This is a genomic window from Mycolicibacterium sp. XJ870 (assembly GCF_053483975.1).
On sequence record NZ_JBEFTI010000006.1, the window covers coordinates 35,363 to 48,351 of the forward strand.

General features: G+C 66.3%; 11 protein-coding genes. 4 read left to right on the forward strand and 7 right to left on the reverse strand.

The features are described 5' to 3' along the window. Positions 1 to 4 precede the first annotated feature (4 nt). The 6 genes from ABQF30_RS20965 to ABQF30_RS20990 form a co-directional block, all read right to left on the reverse strand. The gene (locus ABQF30_RS20965) at positions 5 to 1,162 is read right to left on the reverse strand and encodes an acyl-CoA dehydrogenase family protein (RefSeq protein WP_448467337.1); all 1,158 of its coding nucleotides are present in this window, start codon (positions 1,160 to 1,162) and stop codon (positions 5 to 7) included. Beyond that, complete coding sequence (locus tag ABQF30_RS20970) at positions 1,159 to 3,081, reverse strand: acetyl/propionyl/methylcrotonyl-CoA carboxylase subunit alpha (RefSeq protein ID WP_448467339.1); 1,923 nt, start codon at positions 3,079 to 3,081, stop codon at positions 1,159 to 1,161. The genes ABQF30_RS20965 and ABQF30_RS20970 overlap by 4 nt, the downstream gene beginning before the upstream one ends. Positions 3,082 to 3,088: 7 nt before the next feature. Beyond that, a complete protein-coding gene (locus ABQF30_RS20975; protein WP_448467785.1) occupies positions 3,089 to 4,621 on the reverse strand; it encodes an acyl-CoA carboxylase subunit beta in 1,533 nt (510 codons plus the stop codon). A 59-nt stretch (positions 4,622 to 4,680) separates the two neighbouring features. Further along, positions 4,681 to 5,823, reverse strand: coding sequence for an acyl-CoA dehydrogenase family protein (locus ABQF30_RS20980; RefSeq protein ID WP_448467787.1), 1,143 nt, complete (start codon positions 5,821 to 5,823; stop codon positions 4,681 to 4,683). Between the two features lie 5 nt (positions 5,824 to 5,828). After that, the gene (locus ABQF30_RS20985) at positions 5,829 to 7,535 is read right to left on the reverse strand and encodes an acyclic terpene utilization AtuA family protein (RefSeq protein ID WP_448467341.1); all 1,707 of its coding nucleotides are present in this window, start codon (positions 7,533 to 7,535) and stop codon (positions 5,829 to 5,831) included. A gap of 68 nt (positions 7,536 to 7,603) precedes the next feature. Beyond that, positions 7,604 to 8,083: a MarR family winged helix-turn-helix transcriptional regulator gene (locus ABQF30_RS20990; RefSeq protein WP_448467343.1), complete on the reverse strand. Its 480-nt coding sequence runs from the start codon at positions 8,081 to 8,083 to the stop codon at positions 7,604 to 7,606. A 102-nt stretch (positions 8,084 to 8,185) separates the two neighbouring features. On the opposite strand from ABQF30_RS20990, the gene ABQF30_RS20995 reads away from it, so the two are divergent. After that, the gene (locus tag ABQF30_RS20995; protein WP_448467345.1) at positions 8,186 to 9,112 is read left to right on the forward strand and encodes an NADP-dependent oxidoreductase; all 927 of its coding nucleotides are present in this window, start codon (positions 8,186 to 8,188) and stop codon (positions 9,110 to 9,112) included. A gap of 32 nt (positions 9,113 to 9,144) precedes the next feature. Here ABQF30_RS20995 and ABQF30_RS21000 read toward each other — a convergent pair whose 3' ends face one another. Next, positions 9,145 to 10,011: a type IV toxin-antitoxin system AbiEi family antitoxin gene (locus ABQF30_RS21000; RefSeq protein WP_448467347.1), complete on the reverse strand. Its 867-nt coding sequence runs from the start codon at positions 10,009 to 10,011 to the stop codon at positions 9,145 to 9,147. A 338-nt stretch (positions 10,012 to 10,349) separates the two neighbouring features. On the opposite strand from ABQF30_RS21000, the gene rpmF reads away from it, so the two are divergent. The 3 genes from rpmF to ABQF30_RS21015 all read left to right on the forward strand — a co-directional run bounded on the left by rpmF (position 10,350) and on the right by ABQF30_RS21015 (position 12,842). After that, positions 10,350 to 10,523: a 50S ribosomal protein L32 gene (gene rpmF / locus ABQF30_RS21005; protein ID WP_448467349.1), complete on the forward strand. Its 174-nt coding sequence runs from the start codon at positions 10,350 to 10,352 to the stop codon at positions 10,521 to 10,523. Between the two features lie 156 nt (positions 10,524 to 10,679). Beyond that, positions 10,680 to 11,363, forward strand: coding sequence for a response regulator transcription factor (locus ABQF30_RS21010; protein WP_448467351.1), 684 nt, complete (start codon positions 10,680 to 10,682; stop codon positions 11,361 to 11,363). A gap of 3 nt (positions 11,364 to 11,366) precedes the next feature. Next, the gene (locus tag ABQF30_RS21015) at positions 11,367 to 12,842 is read left to right on the forward strand and encodes a HAMP domain-containing sensor histidine kinase (protein WP_448467353.1); all 1,476 of its coding nucleotides are present in this window, start codon (positions 11,367 to 11,369) and stop codon (positions 12,840 to 12,842) included. The last annotated feature ends 147 nt before the right edge of the window (positions 12,843 to 12,989 follow it).

Below are 12,989 nucleotides of genomic sequence, written 5' to 3' on the forward strand. Positions count from 1 at the left end.
CCCTTTAGTAAGAGCGAGGCAGGCCCAGCGACGTCTGAGCGACGAAGTTCAGGATCATCTCCCGGCTGACCGGTGCGATGCGGGCCAGCTTGGAAGCCGTCACCGCCGCGGCGATGCCGTACTCCTTGGTCAGGCCGTTACCACCGAGGGACTGCACCGCCTGGTCGACGGCCCGCACTGATGCCTCCCCCGCGGCGTACTTGGCCATGTTGGCGGCTTCCGCCGCACCGAAATCGTCGCCCGCGTCGTACAGCGTCGCGGCCTTCTGCATCATCAGCTTGGCCAGCTCGATCTCGATGTGGTTCTGCGCCAACGGATGTGAGATGCCTTGATGCGAACCGATCGGGGCTTTCCAGACTTGGCGCGTCTTGACGTAGTCGACGGCCTTGTTGATCGCGAACCGGCCCATGCCCACGGCGCTCGCTGCACCCATGATGCGTTCGGGGTTCAGCCCGGCGAACAACTGGGCGATCGCGGCGTCCTCCGAACCCACCAGCGCATCGGCCGGCAGTCGCACATCGTCCAGGAACACCTGGAACTGGCTCTCCGGGCTGACGATCTCCATGTCGATCTTGGTCCAGTTCAGACCCGGCGTGTCGGTCGGGATGACGAACAGCGCCGGTTTGAGGTTGCCGGTCTTGTGATCCTCGGTGCGGCCGACGACGAGCACCGCCTGCGCCTGGTCGATACCGGAGATGAAAGTCTTCTGGCCCTTGAGAATCCAGTCGCTGCCGTCTCTGCGGGCGGTGGTGGTGATGCGGTGGCTGTTGGATCCGGCATCCGGCTCGGTGATGGCGAACGCCATCGTGATCGACCCGTCGGCGATACCCGGAATCCAGCGCTTCTTCTGCCCCTCGGTGCCGAACTTGGAAATGATGGTGCCGTTGATGGCGGGGGAGACCACCATCATCAGCAACGCGCAGCCGGTCGAGGACATCTCCTCCATGACCAGGCTGAGTTCGTACATGCCTGCGCCGCCACCGCCGTATTCCTCGGGCAGGTTCACTCCGATGAAGCCGAGTTTGCCTGCCTCATTCCACAATTCGGTGGTGTGCTCACCGGCGCGGGCCTTCTCCAGGTAGTAGTCCTGACCATAGTTGGCGGCCATCGCGGCCACCGCATGGCGCAGTGCCTGCTGCTCTTCGGTTTCGACAAAGCTCATTGCTGTTCTCCTTCAGGGGCTTCCACGCGGGCAAGTACGGCGCCGACCTCGACCTGTTGGCCGGCTGTGACATTCAGTTCGGCGAGCACACCGTCCTCGGGTGCGGCAATGGTGTGTTCCATCTTCATGGCCTCCAGCCAGATCAGCGGTTGGCCGGCGGTGACGGTGTCGCCAGCTGCGGCACCCACCCGCACCACCGAGCCCGGCATCGGGGCCAGCAGCGAGCCGTGCGCGACCGCGGAATCCGGATCGGGGAACCGTGGCTGCGCGGTCAATTGCACCGGTCCCAGCGGGGAGTCGACGAACACATCCGAGCCGTAGCGGGCCACCTCGAACGGCCGCTCAACGCCGTCAACAGCAAGCACCACCCGCTCGGGCGTCGCCGACACCAACGCGACACCCTCGTTGTCGGGCAGTTCCACCCCGGTACGGGTGAATCGGTAGCGCACCGTGATGTCGTCATACGCCCGCGTCTGGTAGCCCGAAGCCAGGTTGCGCCAACCGTTCGGGGCCGGGCCGAAAACCTTTGCGGTGGCCCGGTTGTGCGCGGCCTCGGCGAGTGCGGCGGCGACAGCGGACAGTCTTACTGCCTGAGGATCGCCCAGTGGCGCGGCCAGGCGGTCCAGGCCGTGGGTGTCGAAGAACGCGGTGTCGGTTGCCCCGTCCAGAAATGCCTCATGGCGCAGCACGTTCACCAGCAGATCCCGGTTCGTGCGCACCCCGTGGATCTTCGTGCGGGCCAGCGCATCGGCCAGCACACCGGCGGCCTGCCGCCGGCTGGGCGCGTAGGAGATCACCTTGGCCAGCATGGGGTCATAGAAGATCGACACCACTGAGCCGTCGACGACGCCGGTGTCGACGCGGACCTCCCCGGGGACTTCGAAGCGGTGCACGGTGCCGGCTTGCGGCTGCCAATTCTTTCCGGGGTCTTCGGCGTACAGCCTGGTCTCGATGGAGTATCCGCGCGACGGCGGCGGCTGGGGATCCAGCCGTGCCCCTTCGGCAACCCGCAGCTGCAGCTCGACCAGGTCCAGGCCGGTGGTCGCCTCGGTCACCGGATGCTCGACCTGCAGCCGGGTGTTCATCTCCAGGAAGAAGAAGTCACCATGATCGTCAGCCATGAACTCGACGGTGCCCGCGCCGGTGTAGCCAATCGCCTCTGCCGCCAGCCGCGCTGCATGGAACAGCTTGTCCCGCATGCCTTCCGTGCGTTCGACAAGGGGCGACGGCGCCTCCTCGACGATCTTCTGGTGGCGGCGCTGGATCGAACATTCGCGCTCTCCAATCGACCACACCGTGCCGTGCTCGTCGGCGAGCACCTGCACCTCGACGTGGTGGCCGGCAGCCAGGTAACGCTCGCAGAACACCGTCGGGTCACCGAATGCCGACTGCGCCTCGCGTTGGGCTGCGGCCACTTCACTTGGCAGGTCAGCTAGTTCACGAACCACGCGCATGCCGCGGCCGCCGCCGCCTGCCGAGGCCTTCACCAGCACCGGCAGCTGCTGGGCAGTCACGCTCTCTGGATCGAGCTCTTCGAGCACCGGCACCCCGGCCGCGGCCATCATCTTCTTGGCCTCGATCTTGGAACCCATGGCGCGCACGGCCGCCACCGGCGGGCCGATCCACGTCAACCCGGCATCGAGAACGGCTGCCGCGAACTCCGGGTTCTCCGAGAGGAATCCGTAGCCGGGGTGAATGGCGTCGGCACCGGCAGCCCGGGCCGCGCCAATAATCTGCGCAGCGTCTAGGTACCCGTTGTTGCCCTGCAGACGTACCCGCGCGTCAGCCTCGGCGACGTGCGGGGAACCGGCGTCGGGGTCGGTGTAGACGGCGACGGTACCGATGCCGAGGCGGCGGCAGGTGGCGAACACCCGGCGGGCGATCTCTCCGCGGTTGGCGACCAGGACTCGCGTAATCATCGGGTGCTCACATCCTGAAGACGCCGAAGTTCGACGTCCCCTCGATCGGGCCATTGGCGATGGCGGACAGGCACATTCCCAGCACCGTGCGCGTGTCGCGGGGGTCGATGACGCCGTCGTCGTAGAGCCTGCCGGACAGGAACATCGGCAGTGACTCGGCTTCGATCTGTGCTTCGACGGCGGCTCTCAGCGCGGCATCGGCGGCTTCGTCGACCTGCTGGCCACGGGCCTCGGCCGCCGCGCGGCTGACGATCGAGAGCACACCGGCCAACTGGGTGCCGCCCATCACCGCGGATTTCGAGCTCGGCCAGGCGAACAGGAACCGGGGATCGTAGGCGCGGCCGCACATGCCGTAGTGGCCTGCGCCGTAGGAGGCGCCGATCAGCAGCGAGATATGCGGCACCGTCGAGTTGGACACCGCGTTGATCATCATCGAGCCGTGCTTGATCATGCCGCCCTCTTCGTACTGCTTACCCACCATGTATCCGGTGGTGTTGTGCAGGAACAGAAGTGGGGTGTCGGCCCGGTTGGCCAGTTGGATGAACTGCGTGGCCTTCTGGGACTCCTCACTGAACAGCACGCCGCGTGCGTTGGCCAGGATCCCGATGGGATAGCCGTACAGCGTCGCCCACCCGGTCACGAGCGACGAACCGTACAGCGGCTTGAACTCGTCGAAATCCGAGCCGTCGACGATGCGGGCGATCACGTCGCGCGGGTCGAACGGGATCCGCAGATCCGCCGGCACGATGCCGATCAATTCCTCCGGGTCGAACAGCGGCTCGGTCACCGGCGCAGGTGCGGGTCCCTGCTTGTGCCAGTTGAGCCGGGCCACGATGCGGCGGCCGATACGGATGGCGTCGTGCTCGTCGAGCGCGAGGTAGTCGCCCAGACCCGAGGTGCGGACGTGCATTTCGGCGCCGCCCAGTGATTCGTCGTCGGACTCCTCGCCGGTGGCCATCTTCACCAGCGGCGGTCCGGCCAGAAACACCTTCGAGCGTTCCTTGATCATCACGACGTGATCGGACATGCCCGGCACATACGCGCCGCCGGCCGTCGAGTTGCCGAACACCAGCGCAATCGTCGGGATACCTGCTGCGGAGAGCCGAGTCAGATCGCGGAACATCTGCCCGCCGGGGATGAAGATCTCTTTCTGCGTGGGTAGGTCGGCGCCACCGGACTCCACCAGCGAGATCACGGGCAGACGGTTCTGCAGTGCAATCTGGTTGGCGCGCAGGATCTTCTTGAGCGTCCACGGGTTGCTGGTGCCGCCCTTGACCGTCGGATCATTGGCGACGATCAGGCACTCGACACCTTCGACGGCGCCGATGCCGCAGACGACGCTGGCGCCTACGGTGAAATCGCTACCCCACGCCGCCAATGGGCTGAGCTCCAGGAACGGGGCATCCGGATCGAGTAGCAGCTCGACCCGTTCCCGCGCAGTGAGCTTGCCGCGGGAATGGTGGCGTTCGACGTACTTGGTGCCGCCACCGGCCAAGGCTTTGGCGTGCTCGGTGGTCAGCTCGTCGAGCTTGTTCTCCATCACCTCAGCCGCGGCCACATACCCGGGGGCGTTGACGTCCAAAGTGGATTTCAACGCGGTCACGATTGGTAGCCCAACGTCTTGGCCGCCAGCGAGGTCAGGATCTCGGTGGTACCGCCACCGATACCCAGAATGCGCATGTCGCGGTACTGGCGTTCCACCTCGGATTCGGCCATATAGCCCATGCCGCCGAATAGCTGCACGGCCTGATTGGCCACCCACTCACCGGCCTCGACAGCGGTGTTCTTGGCGAAGCACACTTCGGTGATCAAACCCTGCTCACCGGCGAGTTGGCGCTCCACCACGCTGCGGGTGTACACCCGTGCCACGTCGATGCGCCGGGCCATCTCGGCGAGCGTGTTCTGCACCGACTGCCGGGAAATCAACGGCCTGCCGAAGGTTTCCCGGTTGCGGCACCACTCGACGGTGAGGTCCAGACAGCGCTGTGCACTCGAATATGCCTGTGCGGCAAGGCCGACCCGCTCGGACACGAAAGCCGCGGCGATCTGCAGGAAGCCCGAGTTCTCCGCGCCGACGAGATTGGCCACCGGCACACGGACATCGGTGTAGGACAGTTCGGCGGTATCGCTTGATCGCCAACCCATCTTGTCGAGCTTGCGGCTGACCTCGAAACCTGGAGTTCCCTTGTCCACCACGATGAGCGAGACGCCTGCCGCGCCCGGCCCGCCGGTGCGGGCCGCGGTGACGACGTAATCGGCCCGAACGCCCGAGGTGATGTAGGTCTTGGCGCCGTTGAGGATGTAATCCTCGCCGTCGCGGACCGCGCGCGTGGTGAGGTGCCCGACGTCGGAGCCGCCGCCGGGTTCGGTGATCGCCAAGGATCCGATGAGATCGCCGCGCAGGGTGGGCTTCACGTAGGTCTCGATCAGCCGCTCGTCACCGGAGGCGATCATGTGCGGCACCGCGATCCCACAGGTGAACAGCGAAGCGAACACGCCACCCGGCGAACCGGCGTAGTGCATTTCCTCGCAGATGATCACCGCGTCGACGCCGTCACCGCCGCCACCGCCGACCGACTCGGGGAACCCAGCGCCGAGCAGGCCCGCCTCTCCGGCCTTGCGGTGCAGTTCGCGGGGCAGCTCACCGGTGCGCTCCCACTCGTCGACGTTGGGCAGCACCTCGCGTTCGGCGAAGCTGCGCACCGTCTTTCGCAGTGCGTCTCGTTCGGGGGTGTTCCAGATGCCGGTCACAGCAACCTTTCCGGGATATCGAGATAACGGCTGCGCAACCATTCGCCCAGCCCCTTGGCCTGTGGATCGAACCGGGCCTGATACGCCACGCCCTGGCCGAGAATGCCGTCGATCACGAAGTTGAGTGCCCGCAGGTTCGGGAGCACATGCCGGGTAACCGGCAGATCCGCTGTCTCGGGCAGCAATTCCTGCAGCTTGTCGACAGTCAATGTGTGCACCAGCCAGCACCACTGCTCGTCTGTCCTTACCCAGACCCCGACGTTGGCCGACCCGCCCTTGTCGCCGCTGCGCGCACCGGCGATCACGCCGAGCGGCGCACGCCGCGTCGGCCCGGTGGGCGACGGAGCCGGCACCTCAGGCTCGGCGGCCGGTGCGAGAGCAAGTGTTTCGGTGGCCGGTGCGATATCGACGCGCGTGCCGTCGGCATGCACGGCGACGTGCGGCACCTTTTCGGCGTCGACATAGCCGGGGTTGAATACGCCGTACACCTGACCGTCGCCGGGCGGGGCTGTCGCGGTGAAGCCCGGATAGCTGGCCAATGCGAGTTCGACTCCGGCCGAGGAGAATTGGCGGCCCACGATGTTGGGGTCCGGATCCCGGACCACCAGGTGCAGCAGTGCGCTCGCGGCTTCCTCGGTGTCGGCGTCGGCATGGTCGGTGCGGGCCAGCGACCATTCCATCTCTGCCGGACGCACTTTCAGGCCCGCCTCCAGCTGGCTGCGAACCAAATCGGCCTTGGCCTCGATGTCGAGGCCGGTGAGCACGAACGTCGTCGCATTGCGGAAGCCGCCGATACTGTTGAGCGACACCTTCAACGTCGGCGGCGGAGCCTCACCCGTCACCCCCGAGATCCGCACGCGGTCGTCGCCGTCGGCGTCCAACTGCAGGGAGTCGACCCGCAACGTCACATCGGGATTGGCGTAGCGCGCGCCGGTGATCTCATACAGCAGCTGCGCGGTCACGGTGCCGACGCTGACCTGCCCACCGGTGCCGGGATGTTTCGTGATCACCGACGAGCCGTCGGCCGAGATCTCGGCGATCGGGAAACCCGGATGTGAAAGGTCGGCCACCTCGGTGAAGAACGCGTAGTTGCCGCCGGTGGCCTGGGTTCCGCATTCGATGACGTGCCCGGCGGCCACGGCCCCGGCCAGCGCGTCGTAATCAGTACGTGCCCAACCGAAATGGGCGGCCGCGGGCCCTACGATGACCGAGGCGTCGGTGACGCGGCCGGTGACCACGACGTCGGCACCACTGGCCAGACAGTCGACGATGCCCCACGCACCCAGGTACGCGTTGGCTGACAGGGGAGTGCCGAACCCGAGCTCGGCGGCGCGGGCCACCAGGTCGTCACCTTCGACATGGGCGACGTTCACGGTCAGGCCCAGGCGGTCGGCCAGGGCCCGAACCGCCGCTGCCAGCCCCGCGGGGTTGAGCCCGCCGGCGTTGGCGACGATCTTCACCCCCTTGTCGAGTGCGAGCCCGAGCGATTCCTCAAGCTGCAGCAGGAAGGTCTTGGCGTAGCCACGGTCGGGGTTCTTGGCGCGGTCGCGGGCCAGGATGAGCATGGTGAGCTCGGCGAGATAGTCGCCGGTCAGATAGTCGAGTTCGCCGCCGGTGAGCATCTCGCGCATCGCGGCCAGCCGGTCGCCGTAGAAGCCCGAACAGTTTCCGATCCGGACTGCATCACGGACTGCAGATGGCACGCATACTCCCGTCAACCCCGGTTAGGACCCAACCAACCGGTAGGTTAGCGGGTACCGCTGGTCTCGAGTCAAGGGGTACGCCTTCGGGCCGACCGCGGAGGTTGGCTGCGCATGTGGTCGCGCGCGCGGGCCATGATGTCGCCGAGTGTGCGCAGATCCTTGCCCGACAACGGCTCGAACAGTAGATCGCGAGTGACCTGGATGTGCCCGGGAAGGACCTTGGCGACCCGGGCGCGGCCGCTCTTGGTGATGCCGACCAGGGTGGCGCGGTGGTCGTCGCTACTGGGCCGACGAGTGATGAGCCCGGCCTTGTCGAGGAGTCCGGCCTGATGGGTTAGGCCGCTGCGGCTGTAGACGACGCCGTCGGCCAATTCGGTCATGGTCAGCGGCCCGTCGGCGTCGGCGAGCTTGGCCAGCAGTTGGAACTGGACGTAGCTCAGGTCGCCCTCGGTGCGCAATTGCTGCTCGCCGGCGTGCTGAAGCAGGCTGACCGCCTCCATGAGGGCGAAGTAGGTCTGCAGCTGTTCCGGCTCGAGTGGTTCGGCCACACGCTCACCCTATTCGGAAACGCCGGGGAATTACTTCGGTATCGAAGCAGTTGTGACCGTGTGAATGCTTCGATGTCGAAGCACCTAACCGAGGAGGAAGTCATGAAATCAGTGCGCTATCACAGCTACGGCGACAGCGACGTCCTGAAGCGCGAGGATGTCGAGCGGCCCGTGCCGGGTGCGGGCGAGGTGCTGGTGCAGGTCGCGGCCACGTCGTTCAACCCGGTCGACGCCGCGATCCGGGCCGGCTATCTGGCCGACGCCTTCCCGATCGCCTTTCCGCATGTGCCGGGTATCGACGTGGCCGGGACGATCGCACAGGTCGGCGACGGCGTGGCAGGCCGGCAGGTTGGGCAGGCAGTGGTGGCCTTCCTGCCGATGAACGCCGACGGAGCCGCTGCCGAATATGTGGTGGCACCCGCCGACGTGTTGGCCGCCGCGCCTCGGACGGTCGCGTTGACCGACGCGGCCGCCCTGCCCGGCGTGGGGTTGACCGCCTGGCAGTCGCTGTTCGAGCATGCCGAGTTGACGGCCGGCCAGACCATCTTGATCAACGGGGCCGGGGGAGCGGTAGGCGGATATGCGGTTCAGCTCGCCAAGCGGACTGGTGCCGTCGTGACCGCAACCGCCGGTGTGCGCAGCGTCGAGCGCGTCCGGAGCTACGGAGCCGACCGCGTCATCGGATACCTCGACTACGCATCCGAACCCGAGGGTGCGCCATTCGATGTGGTGCTCAACCTGGTCACCACCACGGCGGAGCAGACGACCGATCTCGTCGGCCTCGTCAAAGACGGCGGTGTGCTGGTCAGCACCACCACGCCGGGTCCGGAGGACATCGACCGCAAGGTGCGCGCGGCGCGAGTGTTCGCCCGAAGCGACGCGGGCCAGCTGGCCGAGTTGGTCGACCTCGTCGACGCCGGAGAGGTTCGCATCGACGTCGCGGCCCGCCGGCCATTGGCCGAGCTGGGTGCTGTCCACGCGGACGCTGACGCCGGGCGATTGGCAGGTAAAACCGTGGTGATCCCCTGAGGGCTGCGCCGAGATTGCATCCAGGGACAAATTCAGGCTGCGATTTGTCCCTGGGTGCAATCTGGGTGCCAGCCTCGGCTGCGTAGCGCTTGTTCGACCCGGGCGAGGACGTCGACGATGTTGTCCTCGGCGATCACGCGGATGACGATCCATCCCATGGCCTCCAGCCTGCGCAGCGTCTTCATGTCCTGCACATAACGTTTGCGGTCGGACTGGTGGAACATCCCGTCGTAATTGACCCCGACTTTGAAGCGTTCCCAGCCCATGTCCAAGATCGCGACCCTGCGGCGGCCTTGGATCACCGTGATCTGGGTTTGGTCGGGCGGGATGCCGGCGTCGGTCAGTTTCAGGCGCAGCCTGGTTTCCTGCGGTGAATCGGCGCCGGCGTCGACCAGTGGCAACGCAACCTTGAGAGCGCGAATACCCCGGACACTCGGGTACCGCTCGATGAGTGGGGCGACGTCGTCCACGGTGACCCGCCGGGTCCAGGCCAAAGCGTCAATGCGAGCGACGGCCTCGTCACGGGGTAGGTGACGGGCCAGGTCGAACGCCGTCCGCGCCGGTGTGGTGACCGGTAGGCCCGCCACCCGTTTGATTTCGTCGTCAGCAAGCGTCTCGTTGCGGACGATGAAGCCGCCCGGTGGTCGGCCGTTGCGCCAGATGAGTTCGATAGGGATATCGGCGTCGACGTATGCCGCCCCATGCAGGGCTGAAGCGGCGACACCCGCGATCACTGCCCGGCGGCCCGACCACAGCCAGGCGCCGACTGTCCGGTCACGCAGCGTGGGTTCTCCCTGCACGTACACGTCGGGGAACAGTCGACGGTAGTGATGCCTGAGGTCGTTGCGCGTCACGAGCCGCTTGGTCAACGCTTCACTGCCGATCAACACCCCACCCATTCCGGCATGCTTGCACCAGGCACTGACATGGCGCCGAGATTGAAGCCAGGGACAGGATGAGCCGGGATTTTGTCCCTGGATGCAATCTGGATGGTGAGTCGTGAGTTCTGGGGATGTGTCGGGCGGCGCCCGGCACCGAGATTGAAGCCAGGGACAGAAGCAGCCCGGTTTTTGTCCCTGAGCGCAATCTCGACCCCCACCGAGGCTGCGCCCGGATTACCGGAACAGCCTGCGTTTTGGAGCCGACGCAGGTCAACCGTTACTCTGTAGTGCAATCGTCGCCAACCCATGGTCTGGGTTTCGCGCGGACGCAACCCCAAAGCAAGGAGATGCACGTCATGGCTGTGCCCAAGCGCAGAATGTCGCGCGCGAACACCCGGAGCCGGCGCGCGCAGTGGAAGGCCGAGGCTACCGGCCTCGTCGGCGTGAACGTCGCTGGTCAGCAGCACAAGGTGCCGCGTCGCCTGCTCAAGGCCGCGCGTCTTGGTCTGATCAACCTCGACAAGCGCTAGACCTCCATACCACCCACCGAAAAGCGCTATCACTTGTGATAGCGCTTTTTCGCGTGCCATCTGCCAGAAGAGGCTCCCGAAGCCGCGCCAAAACGCTGGGCGAATTTGCGGCGCGCCTCTCAGCCCTCTCTCAGACAGCAGGATGAGACTGTGCCTGTGCGCATACTTGTCGTTGACGACGATCGCGCTGTGCGCGAATCACTGCGCCGGTCGCTTTCCTTCAATGGTTATTCGGTCGAGCTCGCCCAGGATGGTGTCGAGGCCCTCGAGGCGATCGCCAATGACCGGCCGGACGCCGTGGTACTGGACGTGATGATGCCGCGGCTCGACGGCCTGGAGGTATGCCGTCAGCTCCGCAGCACCGGCGACGATCTTCCGATCCTGGTGCTGACCGCCCGTGACTCGGTGTCCGAGCGGGTCGCCGGCCTGGACGCCGGTGCCGACGATTACCTGCCCAAGCCGTTTGCTCTGGAAGAGTTGCTCGCGCGGATGCGGGCGTTGCTGCGTCGCACAGTCTCCGACGACGGCGAATCCCAGACGATGTCGTTCTCGGATCTCACGCTCGACCCGGTGACCCGGGAGGTCACCCGCGGCGAGCGTCAGATCAGCCTGACCCGCACCGAGTTCTCGCTGCTGGAGATGCTGATCGCCAATCCGCGGCGGGTGCTCACCCGTAGCCGCATCCTCGAAGAAGTATGGGGATTCGACTTCCCCACCTCGGGTAATGCCCTTGAGGTGTACATCGGTTACCTGCGCCGCAAGACCGAAGCCGAAGGCGAGCCGCGGCTGATCCACACCGTGCGTGGAGTCGGCTACGTGCTGCGCGAAACCCCGCCCTGATAGATGGCACTCAACTCCAACTTCTGGCGGCCATCCACGACGCTGCCGAACACCAGCTCACTGTCCCTGCGCTGGCGCGTGATGATGCTCGCGATGTCGATGGTGGCCATGGTTGTGGTGTTGATGGCCGTCGCCGTCTACGCCGTGGTGTCGCGTGCGCTCTACGACGATCTCGACAATCAGCTGCACAGCCGTGCGCGGCTGCTGATCGAGAGCGGCTCGCTGGCCGCCGACCCGGGCAAGGCGATCGAGGGCACCGCCTACTCCGATGTCAACGCGATGCTGGTGATCCCCGGGCGGTCCATCTATACGGCCAATCAGCAGGGCCAGATCCTGCCGATGGGTCAAGCGGAGAAAGACGTGATCTCCGGTGAGCTGCTGATGTCGTTGCGCACCGCCAATCACCAGCGGGTGCTGGCGGTGCACTTGGCCAACGGCAGTTCGCTGCTGATCTCCAAGAGTCTGGCGCCGACCGGCCAGGTACTCAGACGGTTGGGCACCGTGCTGCTCATCGTGGGCGGCCTCGGCGTGGCGGTGGCCGCGATAGCAGGTGGTGCCGTCGCCAGGGCGGGGTTGCGGCCGGTGGGCAGACTCACCGAAGCCGCCGAGCGCGTGGCGCGCACCGATGACCTGCGGCCTATTCCGGTCGTGGGCAGTGACGAGCTCGCCCGGCTCACCGAGGCGTTCAACATGATGCTGAGGGCCTTGGCCGAATCGCGGGAACGGCAGTCCCGCCTGGTATCCGACGCCGGCCATGAACTGCGCACACCGCTGACCTCGCTGCGCACCAACGTCGAGCTGCTGATGGCCTCGCAGGCGCCCGGTGCCCCGCGCCTTCCAGAGGATGAGATGGCCGGGCTGCGCGCCGACGTGATCGCCCAGATCGAGGAACTGTCCACTCTGGTCGGCGACCTCGTCGACCTCACGCGGGACGACGTGGGCGGGGCCACCCCCGAGGCGGTCGACATGTCCGAGGTTGTGGAACGCAGCCTGGAGCGGGTCCGCCGGCGCCGCAACGACATCGAATTCGACGTCGACGTCATCGGCTGGGAGGTCTTCGGCGACGGGCCGGCGATGGGCCGGGCCGTGCTCAACCTGCTCGACAATGCGGCCAAGTGGAGCCCGCCCGGAGGGCGAGTCGGCGTGCGCTTGCACCAGGTTGATCCGGTGCACGCCGAACTGGTGGTGTCAGACCATGGGCCGGGCATTCCGCCGCAGGAACGACGCCTGGTGTTCGAGCGGTTCTATCGTTCGGACGCGGCCAGGGCGATGCCGGGATCTGGTCTAGGCCTGGCGATTGTGCAGCAGGTTGTGCTCAAACACGGTGGCGCACTCCGGATCGACGAAACGGTGCCGGGCGGGGATCCGCCCGGGGCGGCGGTGCACATGATGCTGCCCGGTCGACCGATTCCCGGGGGCGGCGCGACACGCGATCACCGGCACCACGACGAGGACACTGTCGCCGCCGACGAAAGGTGAGACAGTTATCCCAGCCGGGGGGCGAGTCATGGGTGGGGCAGAACGATCTCTAAGTGGATTCTCAGTCCACCTGTGCAACCTGATACGCAGCAGCTTCGTTGGTTGAGTGAGCACAACGCAACCGCAGCACCCTTTAGAAGAGAAGAG